We start from the raw sequence: 25,192 nt of genomic DNA on the forward strand, positions 1-25,192 counted from the left end.
CCAGCTTGCACCCGTGCGCGCGCCACCGCAATCCCGGCGTTGCCCTGCGCTGCATTTTCTGGAATGACGGATCAACGCCCATCGCCGGAGGACCACCATGACCCAAACCCTGACTATCGTCGATCATCCGCTCGTCCAGCACAAGCTGACCCTGATGCGGCAAAGGGATACTTCGACGGCCGTGTTTCGCCAACTCCTGCGCGAGATAAGCCAGCTTCTGGCCTATGAGGTCACGCGGAGCCTGCCGATGACCACCCGCAGCATCGAGACCCCGCTGATGGAAATGGAAGCGCCCGCTCTGGCGGGGCGCAAGCTGGCGCTCATTTCAATCCTGCGCGCGGGCAACGGCCTGCTGGACGGAATGCTCGAGCTTATCCCCTCGGCGCGCGTTGGCTTTGTCGGGCTTTATCGTGACGAGAAGACCCTGCAACCGGTCAAATACTATTTCAAGGTGCCCGATCAGTTGGATCAGCGGCTCACGATCATCGTGGACCCGATGCTTGCCACCGGCAATTCCTCTGTCGCCGCGGTTCAGATGCTCAAGGATGCGGGCGCGCGCGACATCCGTTTTCTGTGCCTGCTCGCCGCACCCGAAGGCGTCGCCCGGATGCAGGAGGCGCACCCGGATGTGCCGATCGTCACCGCCGCCCTCGATGATCGGCTCAACGACAAGGGCTATATCCTGCCGGGACTAGGGGATGCGGGCGACCGAATGTTTGGTACTAAATAAGCCATTTCCTGTTTACTGAGTTGAAGAAATAAGGCAGGCTCCCGGCAACGGATTACGGGGGCGTGATGATCTTTTCCAGACCTGCGCTGATCTTGCTGACCGTCCTTTTGACGGGCGCCGGCACCGTCCCGGCGCAACCACTGCACGATGTGCCGACGCCCGCAGAACTGCCCCCCGACAGCTATACGGGGCGGCAGTATGTCGACAGTGCGGGCTGCGTTTTCATTCGCGCAGACGCAGACGGCGAGATCACCTGGGTGCCGCGCGTGACACCCGAGCGCCGCGCGCTCTGCGGGTTCAAGCCGACGCTTGCCGCCGCCCCGCCGGTGATCGCGGAGACCAGAGCACCCGACCCGGCGGTGCCGGAGACCTCAGCCCCTGCCCCCGACCGGACAGCCCCCCAACCGGCGCGCGCCCGGTCCGCCAAACCGCTGGCGGTTGGCATCCCCGCATCAGCGCGCCCGGCGCCGCCCGCCCCCGAAGAGCCTCCGCACGCCCATCCCGCGCCGGGCACCCCTGCCACGCCCCGCACCGTGCCCGCCGGCACCCGCGTCGCCCCCGCCCACGTCTATGCCAGCCAGAAACTGAGCACCGCCGGCATCCATGTGCCCGAGGGCATGAAACCGGCCTGGCGGGATGGCCGTCTCAACCCGCGGCGGGCGCATCAGACATTCGAGGGCAAGGCGCAGATGGAACGGATCTGGACCAAGACCGTGCCGCGTCGCCTGATCGAACGCTAGGCGCTGCGCCTATCGCACCCGCCGCCCGATCAACCGGGCCATGTCGAGCATCCGGCAGGAAAAGCCCCATTCGTTGTCATACCAGCCAAAGACCCGCAGCAGACCGCCGACAGAGACCGATGTCTGTGGCCCGCTGGTGATCAGGCTCTCGGGGCGTCCACGCAGGTCCGACGAGACCAGCGGCGCGTCGGTCCAGCCCAGCCAGGGGACACGCTGCGCGGTCTCTCGCAGCAGGGAGTTGACACGCTCGACACTCACCTCCTTGCGTGTCTGGACGGTCAGGTCGATGCAGGACACGCTTGCCACCGGCACCCGGATGGCACGGGCCTCGATCCGGCCATCGAGGTTCGGCAGCACGAGGCCGGTCTGATGCTGCGCGCTTGTCGTCGTGGGCACCATCGAGAGCGCCGCCGCACGGCTGCGCTCGGGCGCATCGCGCGGCTTGTCCACGGTGGGCTGGCTGCCGGTATAGCAATGCACCGTGGTCATCTGCCCGCTGATGATGCCGTAAGCCTCGTCCAGCAGCCGCGCCAGCGGCGCCAGCGCATTGGTGGTGCAGGAGGCGTTCGAGATGATCCGCTGATCGCCCAGTTCTCCCTCGTTGGCGCCCAGCACCAGCGTGATATCCGCCTCGGCCGAAGGGCCGGAGACCAGCACCGCCCGCGCCCCCGCCGCCAGCCCGCGTTCGGCCACGGCGCGTTTGCCCGCCATGCCGGTGCAATCGAGCACCAGATCGACGCCGCCGAGGTCGAGCGCACTCAGATCGCGCGCGGCATGAAACGGGATCTCGCGCCCGTCCACGATCAGCGCGCCCGCGCGCGTCGTCACCTGCCCGTGCCAGGGGCCGAACACGCTGTCATACTGGAAGAGATAGGCGCAGGTCGCCAGCGGCTCGATCTCGTTGATGCAGACCAGATCGAAATCCGCGCCCTCGCGCAGCAGGATGCGCAACAGCGTGCGGCCGATCCGGCCAAATCCGTTGATGGCGATGCGAATACGGTCTTGCGGCATGGGGCCTCCGGAACGGCAGGTCAACAAGACTGACATTGATGCGCCGCGCGAGGAAAGGCCAGTGCCGAAACACAATTTGATCAAATTATGCGGGGCGCGGACGCACGCGCCTGCTAGAGCGCCATATGCCGATTCACATCCTTGTAGAGCAGATAGCGGAACGGCCCCGGTCCGCCCGCATAACAGGCCTGCGGGCAAAACGCGCGCAGCCACATGTAATCGCCCGCCTCGACCTCGACCCAGTCGCGATTGAGCCGATAGACCGCCTTGCCCTCCAGCACGTAGAGCCCGTGTTCCATCACATGCGTCTCGGTGAACGGGATCACCCCGCCCGGTTGCAGCGTGACGATTGTCACATGCATGTCGTGGCGCATATCCGTCGGGTCCACGAACCGCGTCGTGGCCCAGACCCCGCCGCAATCGGGCATTTCCACCGGGGCCACATCGCGCTCGTTTGTGACGATCGGTTCTGGCAGGGCAATGCCCTCGACTGCCTCATAGGCCTTGCGGATCCAATGGAACACCGCCCGCGCGGTGCCGGCATTCTCCAGCCGCCAGTCACAGTCCGGCGGCAGATAGGCATAGCCGCCCGGCTGCATGACATGCGCCTGCCCGGCAATCGTCAACCGCACCTCGCCCTCGGTGACAAAGAGCACGCCCTGCGCCTCGTCGTCCGGCTCCGGCCGGGTGCTGCCGCCGCCGGGGCTGACCTCCATCACGTAATGCGAAAACGTCTCGGCAAAGCCCGACATAGGCCGGGCGATCACCCAGACCCGCGTGCCCTGCCAATGCGGCAGATAACTGGTGACGATATCGCGCAGCACCCCGCGCGGGATCACCGCATAGGCCTCGGCCAGGACTGCGCGGTCGTTCATCAGCTGGGTTTGCGGCGGCAGCCCGCCTTGCGGGGAGTGATAGCGGCGCGTCTCGGTCATCGGGGTGTGTCCTTTCTGGATTTGACCCCATCAAACCGCGCCGCGTCCGCGCTGCCAACCGCTTTTGCGGGGCAAGCGGGCTGAAACACTAATAGGCAAAGGCGAACAATCGCGGTGCCGGAATATCCCGGAGCGGTATGCGACGTCCCGATGATGCCCGGCGGGATCGGGCGGCAATGTTCCGCCCCGCAGACCGGCCGCTTGCCACCGGCGTGAAAGTCCCCATATTCCTCGCAAGACGGAGGATCGCGGGATGATGGGATATCTGCGCACGGCCATTCTGATGGCGGCCATGACGGCGCTTTTTCTGGGCATTGGCGCGCTTCTGGGCGGCACCGGCGGCGCGCTGGTGGCGTTGGTCATCGCCCTGGCGATGAATGCCTTTACCTGGTGGAATTCCGACAGGCTGGTCCTGCGGATGCATGGCGCACAGCCCGCGACCGGCCCGCAGGGCGCGGCGCTGGAACGCATGGTGCACGGCATGGCCGACAAGACCGGGATGCCGCGCCCGCGCGTCTACATCCTCGATAACGAGCAGCCCAATGCCTTTGCCACCGGGCGCAACCCGGCCAATGCCGCCGTTGCCGCCACCACCGGCCTGCTGCGGCATCTGAGTAAGGAGGAGATCGCCGCCGTGATGGCGCATGAACTGGCGCATATCCGCAACCATGACACCACCATCATGACGATCACCGCCACCTTTGCCGGGGCGATTTCCATGCTGGCCAATTTCGCACTGTTCTTTGGCCGGGGTCGCGGCAACGGCATGGGGATCATCGGCACGATTGCCCTGATGATCCTTGCACCCCTCGCCGCCGGGCTGGTGCAGATGGCGATCAGCCGGGGCCGCGAATACGAGGCCGACCGCGTCGGCGCCGTGATCTGTGGCAACCCGCTGTGGCTTGCCTCGGCGCTGGAAAAGATCTCCGGCCTTGCCGCGCGGATCGACAATGACAGCGCCGAACGCAACCCGGCCACGGCGCATATGTTCATTGTCAACCCGCTGCACGTTCATGCCCGCGACCGGCTGTTTTCCACCCATCCCAACCCGGTGAACCGCATCCGCGCCCTGCGCGAGATGGCCGGAGCGCGGGGCGGGGAATTCGGGCCGTGGCGCTGATCACCCGCCGCTCAGCACCTCTGGCCAGCGCTTGTCACCCTTGGCGATAAAGCCGGGGATATCCTCCTGCCAGCGGGCCTGAATATCGTCGTTGAAGTTGAGGTAGAGCTTGCCGTCCACAATCGCCCAGTTTTCGGGCCGGGTGGAATAGAGCTTGCCCTTTTCTGCCACCGCCCAGGCACAGAACCCGCCATATTGCGGCGCATAGCGCTCTGGCTCGGCCTCGAACGCCGCGCGATTTTCCGCAGAGGCGAAATACCAGACTGCACCGTTCCATTCCAGCGCATGTGTCGGGCTGCCCGCCACCGGGCGTCCCTGGGTGAAATAGGCCACCGGATCGGTGCCCCGGATCGCCACGCCGTCCTTGGCAAAAACCGGCACGGCGGCCAGTTCCTCGAACCCACCCAGAAGCCGCTGCCCGGCATAGGCTGCCAGGGCGCCCGCGCCGACCAGACCGGTCGTCAGAATGACCTTTCGTCTTGTGAAAAATCCCATATCAAATCTCCTGCACCGCTTTGGACATGATCTATGTCGGTGCCCGTCACATCCAAATCACAAAACCGCCGGGCCTCTGTCATCGTCCGGCCTTCCATTGCCTTTGCGGCAGGAATACCCCTAAAAGGCCCGCAAAACCAACCAAGGACCATCCGCCATGCCCGACCCCGTGCCGTTTTTCTCTGCCTTTCACAGTGTCGAAGAGGGTTGGATCGACTTTAACGGCCACATGAACATGGGGTATTATACCGTGCTGCTGGACCGCTGCGCCGATGAGGCCTTTGCCGAAATGGGCTTTGGCCCCGAATATGTGGCGGCGCGCAACCACACCACCTTTACCGCCGAATTTCATGTCCGCTACCTGCGCGAACTCAAACTTGGCGACCGGGTGCGCAGTTCGTTTCACCTGCTCGACCATGACGCCAAACGGTTTCATTCGTTTCAGGAGCTGTATCACGAGGATGGCTGGCTGGCGGCCACCGGCGAAGGCATGACCCTGCATGTGGATCTGAGCGGACCGCGCGTGGTGGCGATGCCTGCCGATGTGCTGAGCCGCGTGCGCAGCATGGCCGCCGCCCACGCCCGCCTGCCGCGCCCCGAAGGTGTCGGCAGCCGCATTGGTATTCGTCGCGCGTAGGCCGGCGTTCACCCGGAATCGCAGGGCGCCTTGCTACGCCAGCCTGCGCGCCTGAGCGAAGGACAATAGCCGCCTGCCCTCTTCGTCCCACAGATGCAACCGTGCACTCGCAAGGCTCTGGCGGATGGTCATCCGGTTGCTTTCCGCCAGTTGCGCATGATCGCGCAGCACCTCCGGCAGGCGGTAGAACGGAATACGGCTATAGAGATGATGGACATGGTGAATGCCGATATTGGCGCTGATCCATTGCAGCACCGCTGGCAGGACGTAATGCGAGCTGCCATGCAGCGCGGCCTCGTGCAATTGCCAATCCTCCTCGGACGTCCAATGCGTTGTCTCGAACTGGTGCTGCACGTAAAACAGCCAGACCCCTGCCGTCGCGGCCAGCAGGGTAGATGGCAGAAAGATCAGCAAGATCGGCATCCAGCCGCCGAAAAACCCGATCACCGCCAGCGCGGCGAGGATTGCGGCATTCGTGGCCATTGCGCTGACCCAGTATCTGAGGTGCCCCATCAGCCCCAGAGGAATCCGGTTCTGCAACAGAAAGAGATAGCCCGGCCCCAGCCCGAACAGAACCACCGGATTTCGGTAAAGCCGGTAGATCAGGCGCCCAAAGGGCGAGAGCGCGTTATACTCGGCCACGGTCAGCGTGGTGACATCGCCGATCCCGCGCTGATCGAGATTGCCCGCCGCGCTGTGGTGGATCGAATGCGACCGCCGCCACACGTCATAGGGGGTGAGCGTGACCACGCCCAGAACCCGGCCCAGCCAGTCGCTGAACGTCCGATTCCTGAAAAACGCCCCATGCCCGCAATCGTGCTGAATGGCGAAGAGCCGCAGCAGAAAGCCCGCATTGACCAGTGACAGCGCCAGAGTCAGCCAGTGGCTGACCGAGAGCGACCACCAGGCCAACCCCCAGACCAGCACAAACGGGCCGACCGTTACCGCCAGTTCGAAAACGCTGCGCGCTGTATCGGGGTCGCGGTAGCCGGACAGGACTTTCACCCAGTCGCGCGGAGCGACGGGTCGGGGCCGTGAGGCATCGGAAATGTCGGACATGCACCTGCTTTGCCATGGTTGTCGATAGCCTGCATAAACGAATGCGCTGATGGAGCAATGAATAACAACCAGTCGGGTTCATTCAATATCGGATCGCCGCGATTCAACTCCTGTGTCTTGCGTTTCGGGAGCCGTCCGGCGCTGACACGCAGACATGATCACCGGGCAGCGCCAACCTCACGCAATCGTGATCGACGGATCGGACAGCGTGGCCGACTCTGACCCGCCGGAGTGCCTGCGAACTACAGGAATCATGTCAGATCGCAGATCAAATCCACATCGCCATTGTTCCCGTCAGACCCGGCAAGAAACGCTCGACGCACGGCGCGCGACTGGTCTAGGCTGGCGTCACGCTCACGGACTGCTCCACGTCCTGTTTCGGGGGAACAGGTTTCATGCTTGCACTGATTTTCAGGCGCCTGGCGCTTGGCCTGATCACCGTCTGGCTGGTCTCTGCGATCATCTTTCTGGGCGTCGAGGCGCTTCCGGGGGATGCCTGCACCGCCATTCTGGAGCGAGACGCGCATGGCGAAGCCCTGGAAAAATGCCGGGCGGCCATGGGGCTGAACACGCCTGCCCTGCCACGATACATTGCCTGGGCAACCGGGATCCTGCAGGGCGATTTCGGCCTCACCGCCAGCGGTCAGGAACATATCTCCGAGCTGGTCGGCTATCGCGTGCGCAACTCTCTTTTGCTGGCCGCAGGCGCGCTGAGCGTCGGGATTCCGTTGTCCATCCTGCTCGGAACCATGGCCGGGCTGTGGCGTGACCGCTGGATCGACATTCTGTTTTCGACCGGCGCGATCCTTGCCATGACCATCCCCGAATTTGTCTCCGCCACCGTCCTGATCCTGATCTTTGCGATCTGGCTGGGCTGGGTTCCGGCCATCGTTCTGACCCCGGCCGATGCCCGGCCTCTTGAATTCTTCCCGGAGTTCATCCTGGCCTCGACGGTCCTGACGCTGTTGATGATCGCGCATATCATGCGCATGGTCCGGTCCTCGGTGATCGACGTGATGGCCAGCGACTATGTGCAGATGGCGACGCTCAAGGGCGTGCCCTATTGGCGGATCGTGTTCCGTCACGCCCTGCCCAATGCGCTGTTGCCCGCGATCAACGTGATCGCGCTGACTGTCGCGTGGCTGATGGGGGGGGTGGTGGTGGTCGAGGTGGTATTCAACTATCCGGGGCTTGGCAGGCTGCTGGTGGACGCCATATCGGGCCGCGACCTGCCGGTGGTGCAGGCGATCACCATGATCGTTGCGGCCACCTATGTCGGTGTCAACCTCGTCGCTGATATCCTGAGCCTCTTGCTCAATCCTCGCCTGCGCAGCCATCAGATGAGGTCACGATGAGCGCCGCCACACCTGGCCTGTCTGTCCGCGCCGCAAACGTCCTGCGCGACGTGCTGGCGCGCCCCTCGGGCGCGGTCGGCCTGACGCTCGTTGCCCTTCATCTCGTGATCGCTCTCGTCAGCCCATGGATCGTTCCATTCGATTACAAGGCGATGAACGCCGCGATGACCCTGGCGGGCCCGTCGGACCTGCACTGGCTGGGAACCGATCATCTGGGACGCGACGTATTGAGCAGGGTGCTTCTGGGAGGACGCGAGGCGCTGGTCGTCACCGGCATCGCCACGCCCGTCGCAATGCTCTGGGGCGGGCTCCTGGGGGTCTTTCTCGGCCTCCGGGGCGGCTGGACGGACGAGATCCTGATGCGGCTCGTAGACGCCTTTCTCGCGCTGCCCGGCATCCTGCCGCTCCTGGTGCTGATCACCGTCTTTGGCAGCGGCGGCGCGGTGCTGATGCCGACGCTGGCGTTCTTCTTCGGCATTCCGGTGATCCGCGTCGCGCGTGCGGCGGCGCATGAGGTCGTGGCGCGCGATTTCATCTCTGCCGCGCGGGCGCGCGGACATCGCCCGTTCGACATCGTGCGCCGCGAGATCATGCCGAATGTCACCGATACGCTGCTGGTCGAGGGCGCGATGCGCTGGTCCTGGATGCTGCTGGGCTTTTCCGCGCTCTCGTTTCTGGGCTTTGGCGTGGCCCCGCCGCGCCCTGATTGGGGGCTGATGGTGTCGGATGCGCGGGTCTACATGTCGCTGGCGCCCTGGGGTGTGATCGCGCCCGTGATTGCCCTTTCGACCCTGATCATCGGGATCAACCTGACCGCCGACGCGCTGGCCAAGACCCTCGGCCTTGATCAGGGCAGAAAGGCGGTGGTCTGACATGGCAGGCCCGCCGCTGATCGACATTCGCAAGCTGTGCATCGGATTCAGGGGGCGGGCCGGCACGATGCTGCCCGTCCTGCACGAGATCGACCTGACCGTCTGCCGCGGTCAAAGCCTGGGTCTTGTCGGCGAGAGCGGCTCGGGCAAGAGCACGCTGGCGCTGGCGGCGATGGGCTATCTCAAACACGGGCTGCAAAAGCTGTCGGGCGAGGTGATCCATGACGGCGCCGACATCTTTGCCCGCAGCGCGAGCGAACTGGAGAAGATTCGCGGCGGCAGGCTGGGCCTCATCCCGCAGAATTCCGGGCAGGCGCTGACACCCACGCTGCGCATCGGGCAACAGATCCACGAGGCGCTGCACCTGCATTGCGCCCTGCCCGAGGGCGAACACGAGGCGCGCGCCATTGATCTGCTGGCGCAGGTGCGGCTGCCCGATCCGCAGGCCATCCTGCGGCGTTATCCGCATGAGTTGTCGGGCGGACAGCAACAGCGCGTGGCGATCGCCATGGCGCTGGCGGGCGAACCGGATGCGCTCTTGCTCGACGAGCCGACCACCGGACTGGACGTAACGACACAGGCGCATATCCTGGAGCTGCTGCGGGATCTGGCCGCCGCGCGAAACATGGCCACGGTCTATGTCAGCCATGATCTGGGCGTCATCGCGCGGGTCTGTGACCGGGTGCAGGTACTCTATGGCGGCGAAACCATGCTGACCGGACCGACAGCCGAGGTGCTGCGCGACCCGGCGCATCCCTATGCGCGGGGGCTTCTGGCCTCGATCCCGCGTCTTAGTGACCGAACGCTGCCGCGCGCACTGGAGGGACGGCCACCGCCGCCCGGCCAGCGCCGTCGCGGCTGCGCCTTTGCCGCGCGCTGCGGTCTGGCGACCGAAACCTGTCACGCAGAACGTCCGCCGATGATTGCCGGGGCGGGCGCGCAGAACACACGCTGTTTCTATCCGGACCGGGTGGCGGGCATGGATGCCGGGGGGGGCGGCGCGGTGCCGGGCCACGGCGCATCGGACGGCCCCGCTGCGCTGAGGCTCGCCGATGTGGCGGTCCGCTATGACCGGCCCGGCCTTCTGGCGCGTCTGCGCCGCGTCCCGCGCAATCCCGCCACGGTAGAGGGAATCAGCCTGCACCTCCGCCGGGGCGAGACGCTGGGAATGGTCGGCGAATCCGGCAGCGGCAAATCAACCATCCTCAAGACCATTGCGGGGCTGATGTCCCCGGCGGAGGGGCGGATCGCGCTGGGTGACGGCAGCCTGCTCAATGCCACTGTGGAACAACGCCGCCCGGATCAGTTGCGGCGCATCCAGATGGTATTTCAGAACCCCGATGACAGCCTCAACCCGCGTCAGACAGTGGCCGAAATCCTGTCGCAGCCGCTACGCCTCTATTTCGGGCTGCGCGGCAAGGCGCTGCAGGGTCGCAGCGTGGAGTTGCTCGAAACCGTACGGCTGGGCGCGCATTACCTCGACCGGCGTCCCGGTCAGCTGTCGGGTGGCGAGAAACAGCGCGTGGCGGTGGCGCGTGCCTTTGCCGCCGGGCCGGAAATCGTGCTTTGTGACGAGATCACCTCGGCGCTCGATGTCTCGGTGCAGGCTGCGGTTCTGGAACTGCTAAACGATCTCAAGGGGCTGCACGGAACCGCCTTTATCTTTGTCAGCCATGACCTGACGATCGTGCGCGCGCTGTCGGACCGGGTGGCGGTACTCTATCAGGGGCGGTTGTGCGAAATCGGCCCCACGGCGGCGGTCTACGGCGCCCCGTCGCATCCCTATACCGAGGTGCTGCTCAACGCGGTGCTCGAACCTGACCCGGAGCACACGCCGCGCCTTCTGACCGAGGATGCCGCGGACCTTTCGCCACCTGCGCGCGGCTGCCCGTTCCAGCGGCGGTGCCCGGTCAAATGCGGTCGGATCTGCGAGGTCGACGCGCCGCCCTGGCAGGAGACCGGCGATGGCCACGCCATCCGCTGCCACATTCCGCTGGCCGACCTGCCGCGCCGGATCGCTGGCTGACATCAGCCCTTCATCGTTCTGAAAACACGCGGCTCCACGGACCGTCAACCCCCAAAGCCCCGCCTTTTGGCGGGGCCCAGACTGCTGACATGTCATCGGAGAGTGGTCATAACCCCTCCGGCTGCTCCCGGTGGCGGAGCCTCCCCGCACGCTTCACACCCACGACCTCGCGCCCTGTCATCAAGCGCACGTGTCTGGACATGCGCCGCCCGTGCGTTAGGCTCCTGGGCGACACACCAGATGGAGCACCCGTTGCGCGTCCTGCCCCTCGCCCTCGCCTTCGCGGCGCTTCCCCTCCTGCCTGGCCCCGCCCCGCAGGCCGCCACGGGCTGTTCGGCCGATGCGATGCTGGTGTTCGACGGCTCGGCCTCGATGGATGAGGTCGGCCACGACCTGACCGCCCCCACAAGAATCATCGAGGCGCGGCGCGCTCTGGCCCAGGCGATGCCCGATATCGCGCCCTACCGGCGGATCGGCCTCATCACCTACGGGCCGGGCGGCAATCACGCCTGCTCGGGGATCACCTTGCGCTTCACACCCCGCCCCGATGCGGGCGACGCCGTGATTGCAGAGATAGAGACGCTCGATCCCGGCGGCCTCACCCCGCTCGCCGCCTCGGTCGGGGCCGCCGCCGAGGTGCTCGACTACCGCAGCCAGCCCGGCATCATCGTGCTGGTCACCGACGGCAACGAGACCTGCGGCGGCACACCCTGCGCGCTCGGCGCGGCGCTGGCGGCAGAGGCGCGCGACCTGACCGTGCATGTCATCGGCTTCCGGGTGGTCTATGACCCGTTTTCGTGGAACAGCCCCGAGGCGCAGGACTATGACGGCCAGACGGTCGCGAAATGCCTCGCCGACCGCACCGGCGGCATGTTCGTCTCGACCCGGACCATCGGCGAACTGGCCGCTGCCCTGCGCGAAACACTCGGCTGCCCGCTGATCGGCGGCCTGCCCGAAAAGGACCGCGCGGCCTGACCGCTCAGCCGCGGCCCTCTTTTGGATGCCAGAAGATCATCGCCCACAAAACCACGCCGACATAGACCAGACACAGCACGATCAGCGCGGTCCAGGTGAATATCACCAGCGCCGCCGCGACACAGGCAAAGGCGAGCAGAAAGAATTTCACATTCTCGCGCGAAATTCTGGTCTGCTTGAACGACCAGACCGGCACGGGCGAGATCATCAACAGGCCCACCGCCGCCATGTAGAGCCCGATCACCAGCGCCGGCGGCTTTGTCATCCCCGGAATGGCGAAGGTCACGAACATCGGCAGCATCGCCAGCAGCGCCCCGGCGGGCGAGGGCAGGCCCTCGAAATAAGCCCCCGATCCGCCCTTGACCCCGCTCTTGCTGCTGACATTGAACCGCGCCAGCCGCATCACGCAGCACACGGCAAAGAACAGCACCGCGATCCAGCCCGCGTGCCGCGTCTCCTGCAGCCCCCAGTAATAGATGACCAGCGGCGCCGCGACGCCGAAATTCAGGAAATCCGCCAGCGAATCAAGTTCCGCCCCCATCGCGCTCGAACTGCGGAGCAGGCGGGCAATCCGCCCGTCCAGCCCGTCCAGCACGCCCGCGATGAGCAACAGTTGCACCGCGCGCACATAATCGCCCTGCACCCCCATCCGGATCGCGGTGACGCCTGCACAGATCGCCGCCACGGTCAGCATGTTGGGCAATAACTGCGCCAGCGTGACCTCCTTGCGCGGGTTGAGATCGGGATCCTCCATCACCGGCCCAACTCCGCGATCACCGTCTCGCCCGCCACCATGGTCTGCCCCACCCGCACCTGCGGCACGACGCCTTCGGGCAGATAGACATCAAGCCGCGAACCGAACCGGATCAGCCCGAACCGCTCGCCACGCGCCAGCACCGCACCCCCGGCGACAAAGCAGATGATGCGCCGCGCCACCAGCCCCGCGATCTGCACCACCGCCAGCGGGCGGCCATCCTCCATCTCGATCACCACGCCGTTGCGCTCGTTGTCGTCGCTCGCCTTGTCGAGCGAGGCATTGAGAAACTTGCCGGGCCGGTAGGCCACCCGCACCACCCGCCCCGCCACCGGCGCGCGGTTCACATGGCAGTTGAACACGCTCATGAACACGCTGACGCGGGTGAGCGGGGTGTCCGGCAGGCCAAGCTCGGCAGGCGGCACCGCAGACTCGATCAACGAGACCATGCCATCCGCCGGGCTCACGATCAGACCGGGACGCTCGGGCGTCACGCGCTCGGGGTCGCGAAAGAAATAGTAGCACCAGACGGTGAGACCGACGCCGATCCATCCCAGCACGTCCCAGACCAGAAACAGCACCAGCGTGACAGCGGCAAAGATCGCCACGAACCTGCGCCCCTCGGGGTGCATCGGCTTGATGAATGTCTCATGCATCTTCATGCGGGCAGGCTCCTGCGGCGGTATGGATCACCCGCTACCGCCTAAGCCGGTTGGTCTTGAGATGCAAGGCAATCGCCATGCTGACAGAAAGTCGGGGCGGGTCAGGTGTGACAGCAACACTGATCAAAATGTGAGGAGCCGCGCGATCGCTGGGCCGGGGACTGGCGATGAAACGGCGGAAACTGCCACTTTATGCCGGCACAGCCCGCATAACTTCACAGCGTTGCGCTACATCTCATCCCTTCGCATAGCATCCCCCCATTCCCTTTCCTCCCCGCCCATGCCAATCTCGCCCCCATGAGCACCTCCATCACCTCCCCCAATGGCACCCCGACCAGCCGCTTTGCCTTCGGCACGATGCAATTCGGCGACGGCGCGGACAAAGCCGCCTCGCGCGCCATGTTCGAGGCCTGCCTCGCGGCGGGCATCACCCATTTCGACACCGCCCATTTCTATACCGATGGCACCGCGGAAACCCTGCTTGGGGAATTCGCAGCCCCCCATCGCGACCGGCTGACCATCGCCACCAAGGCGGGCTATACCGGCGGCGCGGGGCGCGCGAACCTCCTCGCGCAGTTCGACCTCTCGCGCCGGCGCCTCGGCATGGATGCGGTCGAGATCCTCTATCTGCACCGGTTTGACCCCGACACACCCCTTGAGGAGACGATGGAGACCTTCGCCGATCTGCGCGCGCGCGGCCTGATCGGCCATGTCGGCCTGTCGAATTTCGCCGCCTGGCAGGTGATGAAGGCCACCTGCATCGCCGCACGCTTCGATCTGCCCGTCTCGATCCTGCAACCGATGTTCAGCCTCATCAAACGGCAGGCCGAGGTGGAGATTCTGCCCATGGCCCATTCCGAGGGCATGACCGTGGCCAGCTATTCGCCGCTCGCGGGCGGCCTGCTGACCGGCAAATACGCACGCGGCGAGACCGGACGGCTGACCGGCAACGAACGCTACGCCATCCGCTACGGTCAGGACTGGATGCACCGCGCGGCGCAGGAACTGAGCGCCATCGCCGCAGAGCTTGGCACCGATCCCGCGACGCTCGCCGTGGCATGGGTCGCGCATCATCCCATGGCCCCTGTCCCGATCATCTCGGGGCGCTCCGCCGAACAACTCGCCCCGTCGCTGGCCGCCATAGGGTTCGACATGGACGCCGCCCTCCATGCCCGCCTGTCGGCCCTGACCCCGGCACCGCCCCCCGCCACCGACCGCACCGAAGAGGCCACATGACAGCGCGCAGCCTGCCGCTCACCGCCTCGGTCGCCCATGCCGCAGAGGGCGCGAAACTGCACGCCCCGTCGGCCGCGCGCAATGCCACGGCCATCACCGAGGCGCTCGTCGCCATCGCCCCGCCCAAGGGGCGCGCGCTGGAGATTGCCAGCGGCACCGGCCAGCATGTGGTGACCTTCGCCCGCGCCCTGCCCGGCCTGATCTGGCAACCCACGGAAATCGACGCCGCCCGCCGCGCCAGCCTCGACGCCTATGCCGCCGAGGCCGCCCTGCCCAACCTGCGCCCCGCCCTCGCGCTCGACGCCGCCGCGCCGGGCTGGGGCGCGCGCCATGCCGGGCAATCGCTGATCGTGCTGATCAACCTGATGCACCTCATCAGCACACCCGAGGCGCGAACCCTGATCGCTGAAACCGCACAAGCCCTCGCCCCCAGCGGGCGCTTCGCGCTCTACGGCCCCTTCCTGCGCGACGGCCAAACCACCTCCGACGGCGACGCCCGCTTTCACGCCAGCCTGATCGCGCAGGATCCGGCCATCGGCTACAAGGATATCGCGGACGTGACCGGCTGGCTGCGCGACGCCGGACTGGCGCTTGCCGAAATCATCGACATGCCCGCCAACAATCTCATGCTGATCGCCGGACGCAGCGCCTGACCGCGCGCCAGGCGCAGGCAGCGCCCGAAACCGGCTGACCGGGACACGGTATTCGGTTTAGGATCACCACAGATTTCCCGTGCAAAGGTCGGTTCATGCTGCGCGCCCTGTTTGTGTCCCTCGCCCTCACCGCCCCGCCAGCCCTCGCGGCCGAACGCTTCGGCGATTATGCCCCGGTCGATTTCGGCCCGCGCGGCCCCGCCAGCTATCCTGTCCACGGCATCGACGTGGCCCGCTTTCAGAACGAGATCGACTGGCGGCGCGTGCGCCTCTCGGGCGTGGCCTTTGCCTATATCAAGGCGACCGAGGGTGGCGACCTCAAGGATCCGCAATTCGACCGCAACTGGCAACTGTCGGCGCGCGAGGGCGTGCCGCGCGGGGCCTATCATTTCTATTACTTCTGCACCCCCCCCGAGGTGCAGGCGCGCTGGTTCATCGCCAACGTGCCGCGCCGGGGCAAGGCCCTGCCGCCGGTGCTCGATCTGGAATGGAACCCGTTTTCGCCCACCTGCGTCACCCGCCCGCCGGGGGCCGAGGTGCGCCGCCAGGCGCAGATCTTCCTCGATATCGTCGGGCGCCACTACGGCCAGCGCCCGATCATCTACACCACGCCCGAATTCTACCGCGAAACCGGCATCGGGCAGATGCAGGCTGAATTCTGGCTGCGCTCGGTCGCACAGACACCGGACAGGGTCTATCCCGGCCAGCCCTGGATCTTCTGGCAATATACCGGCACCGGCATCGTGCCCGGCGTCGAGGGCGGGGTGGACATCAACGTCTTTCGCGGGTCAGAGGGCGCATGGCGCAGATGGCTGCGCGGCCATGTGAAATGAGGGGCTTTCAGGTGACGGGCGACGGTGGGTTTGCACCCACCCCGCACGAATTGCCGTAGGGTGGGTGCAAACCCACCCCAACAGATCCCCCGCCGCTCTCACCCGTCCTTCCGAATGGCCTCGTTCTTGGGATCATAGGGGCTGTCGCAGGTCACCACCGCATCCCACAGCCGGTCGAACATCTTGACCTTGAGGCGCGTGCCCTCGACCGCCTGCTCGGGCTTCACATAGCCCATGCCGATGGATTTCCCGAACGCCACCGAATAGCCGCCCGAGGTCAGCCGCCCGACCCGCTCGCCGCCTTCGGTATAGAGCACCTCGCGCCCCCACGGATCGGCATCGCCGGGTCCGTCGATCAGAAGCGTGCAGCACTTCACCCGCACGCCGGTCTCGACCATCTTCGCCTTGCCGCGAAACTCCTTGTCCAGATCGACAAACCGCGGCAGATCGGCCTCAAGCGGCGTCGCATCCCGGCCCAGCTCGTTACCAAATGCGCGATAGCTCTTCTCCTGCCGCAGCCAGTTCTGCGCCCGCGCGCCCACCAGCTTCATCCCGTGCTTCTCACCTGCCTTTTCCAGCAGATCGAAGAGGTAGTTCTGCATCTCGACCGGATGATGCAATTCCCAGCCCAACTCGCCCGTATAGGCCACGCGGATCGCATTGACCGGGCACATGCCCAGCTCGATCCGCCGCGCGCTCAGCCAAGGAAACCGCTTGTTGGATAGCGCGGTCGCAGGATCGGCGTCCTTGATCACCTCGTTCAGCACTGCGCGCGATTTCGGCCCGGCAATGGCAAAGACACCCCATTGCGTTGTCACGTCCTGAATCTCGATATAGCCGAACTGCGGCGCCATATCCTCGGCCGCCTTGCGCAGATAGTCGGCGTCATATTCCGTCCATGCGCCCGCCGAGACCAGGTAATATTCGTGCTCCTTCAGCCGCACGATGGTGTATTCCGTGCGCGTCGTGCCATGATCGGTCAGCGCATAGGTCAGGTTGATGCGCCCGACCTTCGGCAGCCTGTTGCAGGTGAACCAGTCGAGGAACGCGGTCGCGCCGGGTCCCTTGACCACATGCTTGGTGAACGCCGTGGCGTCGATCAGCCCCACGCCCTCGCGCACGGCGCGGGCCTCCTCGACCGCATATTGCCACCAGCCGCCGCGCCGGAAACTGCGGGTATCATGGTCAAAGTTTTCGGGCGCATCCAGAGGCCCGTAATAGTTGGGCCGCTCCCAGCCGTTGACGAACCCGAACTGCGCGCCACGCGCCTTTTGCCGGTCATAGGCGGGCGCGGTGCGCAACGGTCGACAGGCGGGGCGCTCTTCATCCGGGTGATGCAGGATATAGACGTGGTCGTAACATTCCTCGTTCTTGCGCGCGGCGAATTCGGTCGTCATCCAGTTGGACGAATAGCGCTTGGGATCAAGGCTCGCCATGTCGATCTCGGCCTCGCCATCGACCATCAACTGCGCCAGATAATAGCCGGTGCCGCCCGCCGCGGTGATGCCGAACGAAAACCCCTCGGCCAGCCACATGTTGCGCAACCCCGGCGCGGGACCGACCAGCGGGTTGCCGTCGGGCGTGTAACAGATCGGCCCGTTGAAATCGTCCTTCAGGCCCGACTCCTCGCAGGACGGGATGCGATGGATCATCGCCATATACTGCGCCTCGATCCGCTCCAGATCGAGCGGGAACAGGTCCGCGCGGAACGAATCCGGCACGCCATATTCGAAACAGGCGGGCGCGCCCTTTTCGTAAACCCCCAGAATCCAGCCGCCGCGCTCCTCGCGCACATAAGATTGCGCATCCGCATCACGCACCACGGGGTGCTCCTTGCCGCCATTCTTGCGGAACTCGACCAGTGCCGGATCCTGATCCATCACGATGAACTGATGCTCGACCGGAATGGCGGGGATCCTGATGCCCAGCTTCCTCGCGGTGGTCTGCGCATGGTTGCCGCTCGCCGTCACGACATGCTCTGCGGTGATCACGATCTGCTCGTCCGAGGGCACCAGATTGCCGCCCTTTTCCACCATCTTCGTGCAGGTCACTTCCCAATGGCTGCCGGTCCAGTGAAACGCATCCGCCTGCCATTTGCGCTCGATCATCACGCCCCGCTGTCGCGCGCCCTTGGCCATCGCCTGCGTCACGTCGGCAGGGTTAATATAGCCGTCGGTGTTGTGATAGAGCGCACCCTTGAGGTCCGAGGTATTGATCAGCGGCCAGCGCGCCTTGATCTCGTCGGGGGTCAGCCACTCATACGGAACCCCACAGGTCTCGGCGGTCGAGGCATAGAGCATGTATTCGTCCATGCGCTCATCGGTCTGCGCCATGCGCAGGTTACCCACCACCGCGAACCCGGCGTTCAGGCCGGTCTCGGCCTCCAGCGTCTTGTAGAACTCGACCGAATACTTGTGAATATGCGTGGTCGCATAGGACATGTTGAAGAGCGGCAACAGCCCCGCCGCATGCCACGTCGAGCCGCTCGTCAGCTCGTCACGCTCCAGCAGCATGACATCGTCCCAGCCCGCCTTGGCCAGATGATAGGCGATCGACGTGCCAACGGCGCCACCGCCGACGACCAGGGCTTTGACTTGGGTTTTCATGACCTGCGACTCCCTCAGGATAACGTGCTTTGGGGCGATGTTTATCAATCCTGCCAGATCGCGCGCTGCCCAGCCGACGCAACGCTGCCTGAAAGCGACCTCGCCCTGCGATGACCCCGCCGCCCTCAGCCCGCGCGCAACGCCTCATATTCGGCAATGGTCCGCGCCAGCCCGGCCTCAAGCGCGATCTTCGGCCGCCAGCCCATCGCCAGCAGCCGGGCGCTGTCCATCAGCTTGCGCGGCGTGCCGTCGGGCTTGGTGGTGTCATGCACGATCCGGCCCGTGAACCCGGCGGCGGCGACGATCTTTTCGGCCAGCGCCCGGATCGTCACCTCCTGCCCGGAGCCCACATTGATATGCGGCGCATCCGAATAATGCTGCATCAGGAAAATCAGCGCATCGGCCAGATCGTCGGCATGCATGAACTCGCGCAACGGGCTGCCCGTGCCCCACATCACAATCTCGCTCTCCCCGGCCTCGCGCGCCTCGACCACCTTGCGCACCAGCGCGGGCAGAACATGGCTCGTTTCCAGATCGTAATTGTCGCCCGTGCCATAGAGATTGGTGGGCATCGCCGAAATGAAATCCGCCCCATGCTGACGGCGATACGCCTGACACAGCCTGATTCCCGCGATCTTGGCGATGGCATACCATTCGTTCGTCGGCTCCAGCGGGCCGGTCAATAGTGCCTCTTCACGGATCGGCTGCTCGGCCAGCCGGGGATAGATACAGGACGACCCCAGGAACATCAGCTTTTCCACACCGACCCGATGCGCGGCATGAATGACATTCGCCTCGATCATCAGGTTGTCATAGAGAAAATCCGCCGGATAGGTGTCATTGGCCAGAATCCCGCCCACCCTCGCGGCAGCAACAAACACCGCCTGCGGACGATGCGCCTCGAACCACGCCTCAACCTCGGCCTGCCGCGTCAGATCGGCCTGCGCCCGTGTGGCGGTCAGCACCTCGCAATCCTCACCGGCCAGCCGCCGGCAGATCGCCGAACCCACCATGCCGCGATGACCCGCCACATAGACCCGCTTGCCGTTCAGCGCATAGAGGGCCTCAGCCATGACGGCGGGCCTCGTCCAGATCGGATGCCGCCATCTCGCGCACCAGCTCGTCAAAACTGGTCTGCGGCACCCAGCCCAGTTTCTCGCGCGCCTTGCTGGCATCGCCCAGCAGGGTCTCCACCTCGGCGGGCCGGAAATAGGCCGGATCGACCCGCACGACGACGCGGCCCGCCTCGTCACGCGCCACCTCGTCCACGCCCTCACCTTCGAAGGTGAGCCGCATCTCCAGCGCCTCCGCCGCGCGTTGCACGAATTCGCGCACCGAATATTGCTGGCCGGTGGCGATCACGAAATCCTCGGGCCTGTCCTGTTGCAGCATCAGCCACATCATCTGCACGTAATCCCGCGCATGGCCCCAGTCGCGTTTCGCATCCATGTTGCCCAGCGCCAGAACGTCTTGCGTGCCCAGCCTGATGCGCGCCAGCGCGCGGGTGATCTTGCGCGTCACGAAGGTCTCGCCGCGTATGGGGCTCTCGTGGTTGAAGAGAATTCCGTTGCAGGCATACATCCCATAGGCTTCGCGGTAATTGACCGTGATCCAGTAGGCATAAAGCTTGGCCACCGCATAGGGGCTGCGCGGATAGAACGGCGTGGTCTCGCGCTGCGGTACCTCCTGCACCAGACCGTATAGCTCCGAGGTCGAGGCCTGATAGAACCGCGTCCGTTCGCCCATGCCCAGGAACCGGATCGCCTCCAGCAGGCGCAATGCGCCCATGGCGTCGGAATTGGCGGTGTATTCCGGTTCTTCGAAACTCACCGCCACATGGCTCTGCGCGGCCAGATTATACACCTCGTCAGGCTGCGTCTTCTGCAGGATATGGGTGAGCGAGGAACTGTCGGTCATGTCGCCATGATGCAGCTGAAACTGCCCCGACCGCCCCGGCTCGCCCTCGAACAGATGGTCGATCCGCGCGGTATTGAACAGCGACGTGCGCCGCTTGATCCCGTGAACGTGGTATCCCTTGTTCAGCAGAAACTCGGCCAGATAGGCCCCGTCCTGCCCGGTCACGCCGGTGATGAGTGCGGTTTTCAAACTATTGCCCCTCGTCATGCTCTGATCGGTCGGCCCCTGATACTGTCTCGATTCCCTGAATAAAAGCGCTTTCGACCGCGCCCGGCGCACCCGTATTTCTACGGCATCAAGAGAGGTGGATTTCTGCCGCGCCACTTGATAGCTTGCGCCGCAATGCAGAAATGACCGGAACCACTCCGATGAGCGCCACCGCCCGCAAGACCGCCCCCCTGCCGGATGACATCCGCGCGATGAAAGGCGGCAGCCCGATTGTCAGCCTCACCGCCTATACCACGCCCATGGCACGCATGATGGACGAACATTGCGATTTCGTGCTGGTCGGCGACAGCGTCGGCATGGTGCTGCACGGCCTGCCCTCGACTTTGGGCGTCACCATGGAAATGATGATCCTGCACGGTCGCGCCGTGGCGCGCGGCCTGCAAAAGGCGATGCTGGTGATCGACATACCCTTTGGCAGCTACGAGGAAAGCCCCGCGCAGGCGTTCCGCAACGCCGCGCGCCTGATGCGCGAGACGGGCGCGGCGGCGGTCAAGCTCGAAGGCGGGCGGCACATGGCCGAGACCATCGGCTTTCTGGTGGCGCGCGGCGTGCCGGTGATGGCGCATATCGGCCTCACGCCGCAATCCATCAACACGCTGGGCGGCTACAGGGTGCAGGGCCGGGGCGCCGCGGCAGAGGCGCTGCTGGCCGATGCCCGCGCGGTCTCGGACGCCGGCGCCTTCTCGGTCGTGCTGGAAAAGGTGCCCGCCACCCTCGCCGACCGGATCACCGCCGAAATCGCCATTCCCACCATCGGCATCGGCGCTGGGGCGGGCTGTGACGGGCAGATCCTCGTCGTCGATGACATGCTGGGGCTGTTCACCGACTTCAAGCCGAAATTCGTCAAGCGCTACGCCACCCTCGGCGCGGATGGCGAGGCCGCGATTGCCAGCTACGCCGCCGAGGTCCGCGCCCGCGACTTTCCCGCGCCGGAGCATACCTTTTCTGACAAGGCCCCCGAATAATGCCCGCCCCCATCCTGCGCCGGCTCGACGCGCTGCGCACCGCCACCCGGCCCTGGATCCTCGCCGGAGAACGGATCGGCGTGGTGCCCACCATGGGTGCGCTGCATGACGGGCATCTGTCGCTGGTCGAGGCCGCCAAACGGACCTGCGACCGGGTGATCGTGACGATCTTCGTCAACCCGCGACAGTTCAACAACCCCGAGGATCTCAAGAACTACCCCCGCACCGAGACCGAGGACGCGCGCAAACTCGAACGCTTCAACGTCGATGCGCTCTGGGTGCCGGATGGCGACCAGATGTATCCCGCGCATTTCGCCACCACCGTCTCTGTCACCGGGCTGACCGATGTGATGGAGGGGCATTTCCGGCCCGGCCATTTCGACGGGGTTGCCACCGTGGTGACCAAGCTCTTCACCCAGACCTCGGCCAGTGATGCGTTTTTCGGCGAAAAGGACTATCAGCAGCTTCTGGTGGTGCGCCGCATGGCCGCCGATCTGGACCTGCCGGTCACCGTGCATGGCTGCCCCACCATCCGCGAGATCGACGGGCTGGCCATGTCCTCGCGCAACCTGCTGCTGTCGGACCGCGCCCGCACCACCGCGCCGGTCCTGCACGACGTGATGGAACAGATCGCCGATGGCCTGCGCCGGGGCGCCGCGTTCGATCCGCTCCATGCGGCGGCAGTGGCGCGGCTGGACAAGGCGGGCTTTACCGGCGTCGATTACCTCGACCTGCGCGCGCAGGACGATCTTTCAGCGCTCGCCGCCCCGACCCGCCCCGCGCGCCTCTTCGCCGCCGCCTGGCTGGCGGGGGTGCGGCTCATCGACAATATCGCGGTCGGAGACTGAGACCGCCTCCTTGACGGAAACATCGCCCGCCGCGCCGCGATGTCAGGCCAGCCCCGGCGCGCGGCGCAGCAGCGCCTCGGCCTCGGCCACCATGCCCTCGATGATCTCGGCCACCGGCGGGCGGTTGCGGATCAGCCCCGTCGCCTCGCCGACAAAGGTGTTGGCCCGCGCCGGATCGCCCGCCGCCCAGCCCTCGGCCCAGTCGGCCCGCGCCGCCGTATCGGCGCGCAGCGCGTCGGGATCGTCATGCCAGCGCTCGGTCACCGGGTTCTGCAACACCCGCGCCGTGTAGCGTTCCGGCCAGCGCAGCCCGCGCGCCGCGTCCATCACGCTTGAGCGGATCGTCTGATCGCCGGTCGCGGCAATCGCCGCGTCAGTCATCGCAGCACTCACCGTCGCCTCCTCCGAGGCCCAGAGCCGCGAACCCACCAGCACGCCATCCGCCCCCAGCATCAGCGCCGCCGCCAGCCCCCGCCCGTCGGCGATGCCACCCGCCGCCAGCAGGATCACTTCCGGCGCGTGCCCCGCCAGCCAGTCGGCCACCTCGGGCACCAGCGTGATCGTGCCGCGCCGCTCGCCGTGCCCGCCCGCCTCGGCACCCTGCGCCACGATCACCCGCGCGCCGACCTCTGCGGCGCGCTGCGCATCTCGCAGCGTCGTGACCTGACAGATCAGCGGCACATCGGCCTCTGCGATCCGGGGGGCAAAGGGTGCGGGATCCCCGAACGACAGGCACAGCGCCGCCGGATCGCGCGCCAGCGCCTGATCCAGCACGACAGGGTTTTCCGCCATCTTCCAGGTGATAAAGCCACAGCCCACCCGCGCATTGCCCGCCGCACCGAACTCCTGCTCCAGCCAGTCGGGATTGCCATAGCCGCCACCGATCAGGCCCAGCCCGCCGGCATGTGTCACCGCCGCCGCCAGCCTGCCGCCCGCGGCAAAGGCCATCGGCGCGGAAACGATGGGATGTGTCAGATCAAAGGCTTCGGTCAGGCGTGTTTTCATGGCCGGACTATGCACAGCGAAATCGCCCAAGGGCAAATGATTCGTCCGCGCTCAGCGCAGCAGATCGTTCACAACTTCCGGGAGTGTCGCGAAATCCGAAAACGCGGCGTGATGCGGCAGATCGGCCACCGGCGACTTGCGATAGCCCTCGGTATAAAGCGCAAAGGGCAGACCCGCGCGCTCGGCCGTTTCGGCATCGACCTCGCTGTCGCCGACATAGACCACATCGCCCGCGCCAAGCCCCGCCACCGCCGCCTGCAACGGCATCGGGTCGGGCTTGCGCTGCACCGTGCTGTCGCCGCCGATCACCACGTCGAAATGCCCCGCCAGCCCCAGATGCGCCAGCACCGCGCGCGCCGGGCGCTCGGGCTTGTTGGTGCAGATGCCCAGCCGCAGATCCATCGCCACCAGCCGCGCCAGCGCGTCCTGCACGCCGGGATAGATCGTGGTCAGCGTCACGGCGGCCTCATAGCCCGCCACGAACTCCTCTACCATCTGCGCCCGCAACACCGCGCTGCCATCCGCACCCCTCGCCGCCAGACAGCAGGCGATGAAATGCGGCACGCCGCGCCCGATGAAGGCCCGCGTTTCCTGCGGCTCGAACGGCGCAAACCCGTGCCGCGCCATCAGCCGGTTGGCGCTCGCGTGAATATCCGGCGCGCTGTCGATCAGCGTGCCGTCCAGATCAAAGACGACGGCGCGGCTCATGCCAGGGCCGCAGTCGCAGCCTCGGCGGCGGCCCGGATCGCGCGGATGTTCTCGCCGTAAACCTCCGGCTTGTCGACCGATCCGCCCTTGAACACCGCCGACCCGGCCACCAGCACATCCGCCCCCGCCGCCGCCATCAGGGGGGCTGTCTCGGGCGTGATACCGCCGTCGATCTCGATATGGATCGGCCGGTCGCCGATCATCGCGCGCAGGGATCTCACCTTGTCGATCTGGGAATGGATGAATTTCTGCCCGCCAAAGCCGGGATTGACCGTCATCACGCAGATCAGATCCACCATGTCCAGCAGATGCTCCACCGCATCAATCCCCGTGCCGGGATTGAGCGCCAGCCCCGCCTTGCAGCCTGCCCCGCGGATCGCCTGCAACGTGCGGTGAATATGCGGCCCGGCCTCCAGATGCGCGGTCAGGATATCCGCCCCCGCCTGCGCGAAGGCGTCGATATAGGGATCGACCGGCGCGATCATCAGATGCACATCCATCACCGTCCTGATATGCGGGCGGATCGCGGCGCAGAGCGGCGGACCAAAGGTCAGGTTGGGCACGAAATGCCCGTCCATCACATCGACATGCACCCAGTCAGCACCCTGCGCCTCGATGGCGCGGATCTCCGCCCCGAAACCGGCGAAATCCGCCGACAGGATCGAGGGCGCGATCTTGATGGAACGGTCGAAACGCATGGCGGGTCTCCTTCTGGCCGGATGCGGGGGACATGCGCCGCGCGCGAGCCAAGGTCAAGACCCCGGCGCAGCAATTGATCCCCGCGCTGTTCCGTGCCACCGTCCCTGTCGGAGCAACAGGGAG

The 25,192-nt window shown here is 65.9% G+C and carries 25 protein-coding genes; 13 read left to right on the forward strand and 12 right to left on the reverse strand.

Annotation, left to right across the window (positions count from 1 at the left end):
• The first annotated feature begins 97 nt into the window (after positions 1-97).
• Both upp and BSG08_RS19450 read left to right on the forward strand, forming a co-directional pair.
• Positions 98-730, forward strand: coding sequence for a uracil phosphoribosyltransferase (upp, locus tag BSG08_RS08075; RefSeq protein ID WP_093034838.1), 633 nt, complete (start codon positions 98-100; stop codon positions 728-730).
• A 65-nt stretch (positions 731-795) separates the two neighbouring features.
• Positions 796-1,470, forward strand: coding sequence for a hypothetical protein (locus tag BSG08_RS19450; protein ID WP_175544725.1), 675 nt, complete (start codon positions 796-798; stop codon positions 1,468-1,470).
• A 9-nt stretch (positions 1,471-1,479) separates the two neighbouring features.
• On the opposite strand, the gene BSG08_RS08085 is transcribed toward BSG08_RS19450, so the two are convergent.
• Both BSG08_RS08085 and BSG08_RS08090 read right to left on the reverse strand, forming a co-directional pair.
• Positions 1,480-2,481, reverse strand: a complete 1,002-nt coding sequence (locus BSG08_RS08085; RefSeq protein WP_093034841.1) for a type I glyceraldehyde-3-phosphate dehydrogenase — start codon at positions 2,479-2,481, stop codon at positions 1,480-1,482.
• Positions 2,482-2,594: 113 nt separating this feature from the next.
• A complete protein-coding gene (locus BSG08_RS08090) occupies positions 2,595-3,416 on the reverse strand; it encodes a bifunctional allantoicase/(S)-ureidoglycine aminohydrolase (protein ID WP_093034844.1) in 822 nt (273 codons plus the stop codon).
• A 256-nt stretch (positions 3,417-3,672) separates the two neighbouring features.
• Between BSG08_RS08090 and htpX the strand changes: the two genes are divergently transcribed.
• Positions 3,673-4,536 carry a zinc metalloprotease HtpX gene (gene htpX, locus BSG08_RS08095; RefSeq protein WP_093035176.1) on the forward strand — a complete coding sequence of 288 codons (864 nt, stop codon included), beginning with the start codon at positions 3,673-3,675 and terminating at the stop codon, positions 4,534-4,536.
• Here htpX and BSG08_RS08100 read toward each other — a convergent pair whose 3' ends face one another.
• Positions 4,537-5,031, reverse strand: coding sequence for a YHS domain-containing (seleno)protein (locus BSG08_RS08100; protein WP_093034847.1), 495 nt, complete (start codon positions 5,029-5,031; stop codon positions 4,537-4,539). It lies immediately after the preceding gene.
• A gap of 157 nt (positions 5,032-5,188) precedes the next feature.
• On the opposite strand from BSG08_RS08100, the gene BSG08_RS08105 reads away from it, so the two are divergent.
• Complete coding sequence (locus BSG08_RS08105) at positions 5,189-5,668, forward strand: thioesterase family protein (RefSeq protein ID WP_093034850.1); 480 nt, start codon at positions 5,189-5,191, stop codon at positions 5,666-5,668.
• Between the two features lie 33 nt (positions 5,669-5,701).
• Here BSG08_RS08105 and BSG08_RS08110 read toward each other — a convergent pair whose 3' ends face one another.
• Positions 5,702-6,727: a fatty acid desaturase gene (locus tag BSG08_RS08110; RefSeq protein ID WP_093034853.1), complete on the reverse strand. Its 1,026-nt coding sequence runs from the start codon at positions 6,725-6,727 to the stop codon at positions 5,702-5,704.
• 395 nt (positions 6,728-7,122) lie between these two features.
• Here BSG08_RS08110 and BSG08_RS08115 point away from each other — a divergent pair, with 395 nt between their 5' ends.
• The 4 genes from BSG08_RS08115 to BSG08_RS08130 all read left to right on the forward strand — a co-directional run bounded on the left by BSG08_RS08115 (position 7,123) and on the right by BSG08_RS08130 (position 11,955).
• Entirely contained in the window at positions 7,123-8,082 is a 960-nt protein-coding gene (locus tag BSG08_RS08115) for an ABC transporter permease (RefSeq protein ID WP_093034856.1), read from the forward strand.
• The gene (locus tag BSG08_RS08120) at positions 8,079-8,954 is read left to right on the forward strand and encodes an ABC transporter permease (protein WP_093034859.1); all 876 of its coding nucleotides are present in this window, start codon (positions 8,079-8,081) and stop codon (positions 8,952-8,954) included. The genes BSG08_RS08115 and BSG08_RS08120 overlap by 4 nt, the downstream gene beginning before the upstream one ends.
• Before the next feature lies 1 nt (position 8,955).
• Positions 8,956-10,980: a dipeptide ABC transporter ATP-binding protein gene (locus tag BSG08_RS08125; protein WP_093034862.1), complete on the forward strand. Its 2,025-nt coding sequence runs from the start codon at positions 8,956-8,958 to the stop codon at positions 10,978-10,980.
• A gap of 252 nt (positions 10,981-11,232) precedes the next feature.
• The gene (locus BSG08_RS08130; protein ID WP_245770628.1) at positions 11,233-11,955 is read left to right on the forward strand and encodes a vWA domain-containing protein; all 723 of its coding nucleotides are present in this window, start codon (positions 11,233-11,235) and stop codon (positions 11,953-11,955) included.
• 4 nt (positions 11,956-11,959) lie between these two features.
• On the opposite strand, the gene BSG08_RS08135 is transcribed toward BSG08_RS08130, so the two are convergent.
• Together BSG08_RS08135 and BSG08_RS08140 are read right to left on the reverse strand one after the other, a co-directional pair.
• The gene (locus BSG08_RS08135) at positions 11,960-12,709 is read right to left on the reverse strand and encodes a CDP-alcohol phosphatidyltransferase family protein (protein WP_245770629.1); all 750 of its coding nucleotides are present in this window, start codon (positions 12,707-12,709) and stop codon (positions 11,960-11,962) included.
• Positions 12,709-13,371, reverse strand: a complete 663-nt coding sequence (locus tag BSG08_RS08140) for a phosphatidylserine decarboxylase (RefSeq protein ID WP_093034865.1) — start codon at positions 13,369-13,371, stop codon at positions 12,709-12,711. The genes BSG08_RS08135 and BSG08_RS08140 overlap by 1 nt, the downstream gene beginning before the upstream one ends.
• Positions 13,372-13,668: 297 nt before the next feature.
• Between BSG08_RS08140 and BSG08_RS08145 the strand changes: the two genes are divergently transcribed.
• The 3 genes from BSG08_RS08145 to BSG08_RS08155 all read left to right on the forward strand — a co-directional run bounded on the left by BSG08_RS08145 (position 13,669) and on the right by BSG08_RS08155 (position 16,093).
• A complete protein-coding gene (locus BSG08_RS08145) occupies positions 13,669-14,607 on the forward strand; it encodes an aldo/keto reductase (protein WP_093034868.1) in 939 nt (312 codons plus the stop codon).
• Positions 14,604-15,260, forward strand: a complete 657-nt coding sequence (locus BSG08_RS08150; RefSeq protein WP_093034871.1) for a DUF938 domain-containing protein — start codon at positions 14,604-14,606, stop codon at positions 15,258-15,260. The genes BSG08_RS08145 and BSG08_RS08150 overlap by 4 nt, the downstream gene beginning before the upstream one ends.
• Positions 15,261-15,355: 95 nt before the next feature.
• On the forward strand, positions 15,356-16,093 hold the full coding sequence (locus BSG08_RS08155) for a glycoside hydrolase family 25 protein (protein WP_093034874.1): 738 nt from the start codon (positions 15,356-15,358) through the stop codon (positions 16,091-16,093).
• Between the two features lie 98 nt (positions 16,094-16,191).
• Here BSG08_RS08155 and BSG08_RS08160 read toward each other — a convergent pair whose 3' ends face one another.
• The 3 genes from BSG08_RS08160 to gmd form a co-directional block, all read right to left on the reverse strand.
• Complete coding sequence (locus BSG08_RS08160) at positions 16,192-18,699, reverse strand: GcvT family protein (protein ID WP_093034877.1); 2,508 nt, start codon at positions 18,697-18,699, stop codon at positions 16,192-16,194.
• A 125-nt stretch (positions 18,700-18,824) separates the two neighbouring features.
• Positions 18,825-19,772 (reverse strand): GDP-L-fucose synthase, encoded by a 948-nt coding sequence (fcl, locus tag BSG08_RS08165; RefSeq protein WP_093034880.1) that lies wholly within the window; start codon positions 19,770-19,772, stop codon positions 18,825-18,827.
• Positions 19,765-20,805, reverse strand: a complete 1,041-nt coding sequence (gmd, locus tag BSG08_RS08170; protein ID WP_217649882.1) for a GDP-mannose 4,6-dehydratase — start codon at positions 20,803-20,805, stop codon at positions 19,765-19,767. The genes fcl and gmd overlap by 8 nt, the downstream gene beginning before the upstream one ends.
• 179 nt (positions 20,806-20,984) lie before the next feature.
• Here gmd and panB point away from each other — a divergent pair, with 179 nt between their 5' ends.
• Together panB and panC are read left to right on the forward strand one after the other, a co-directional pair.
• The gene (panB, locus tag BSG08_RS08175; protein WP_093034885.1) at positions 20,985-21,809 is read left to right on the forward strand and encodes a 3-methyl-2-oxobutanoate hydroxymethyltransferase; all 825 of its coding nucleotides are present in this window, start codon (positions 20,985-20,987) and stop codon (positions 21,807-21,809) included.
• Positions 21,809-22,657: a pantoate--beta-alanine ligase gene (gene panC, locus BSG08_RS08180; RefSeq protein ID WP_093034889.1), complete on the forward strand. Its 849-nt coding sequence runs from the start codon at positions 21,809-21,811 to the stop codon at positions 22,655-22,657. Before panB ends, panC begins: the two co-directional genes overlap by 1 nt.
• A gap of 42 nt (positions 22,658-22,699) precedes the next feature.
• On the opposite strand, the gene BSG08_RS08185 is transcribed toward panC, so the two are convergent.
• From BSG08_RS08185 to rpe, 3 genes are read right to left on the reverse strand one after another with little or no spacing between them, the layout of a single operon-like run.
• Positions 22,700-23,662, reverse strand: a complete 963-nt coding sequence (locus tag BSG08_RS08185; protein WP_093034892.1) for an NAD(P)H-dependent flavin oxidoreductase — start codon at positions 23,660-23,662, stop codon at positions 22,700-22,702.
• A 51-nt stretch (positions 23,663-23,713) separates the two neighbouring features.
• The gene (gene gph, locus BSG08_RS08190; RefSeq protein WP_093034895.1) at positions 23,714-24,370 is read right to left on the reverse strand and encodes a phosphoglycolate phosphatase; all 657 of its coding nucleotides are present in this window, start codon (positions 24,368-24,370) and stop codon (positions 23,714-23,716) included.
• Positions 24,367-25,068 (reverse strand): ribulose-phosphate 3-epimerase, encoded by a 702-nt coding sequence (rpe, locus tag BSG08_RS08195; RefSeq protein WP_093034898.1) that lies wholly within the window; start codon positions 25,066-25,068, stop codon positions 24,367-24,369. Before rpe ends, gph begins: the two co-directional genes overlap by 4 nt.
• Positions 25,069-25,192 lie beyond the last annotated feature (124 nt).

This window comes from Roseovarius azorensis (assembly GCF_900109455.1).
GTDB lineage: Bacteria > Pseudomonadota > Alphaproteobacteria > Rhodobacterales > Rhodobacteraceae > Roseovarius > Roseovarius azorensis.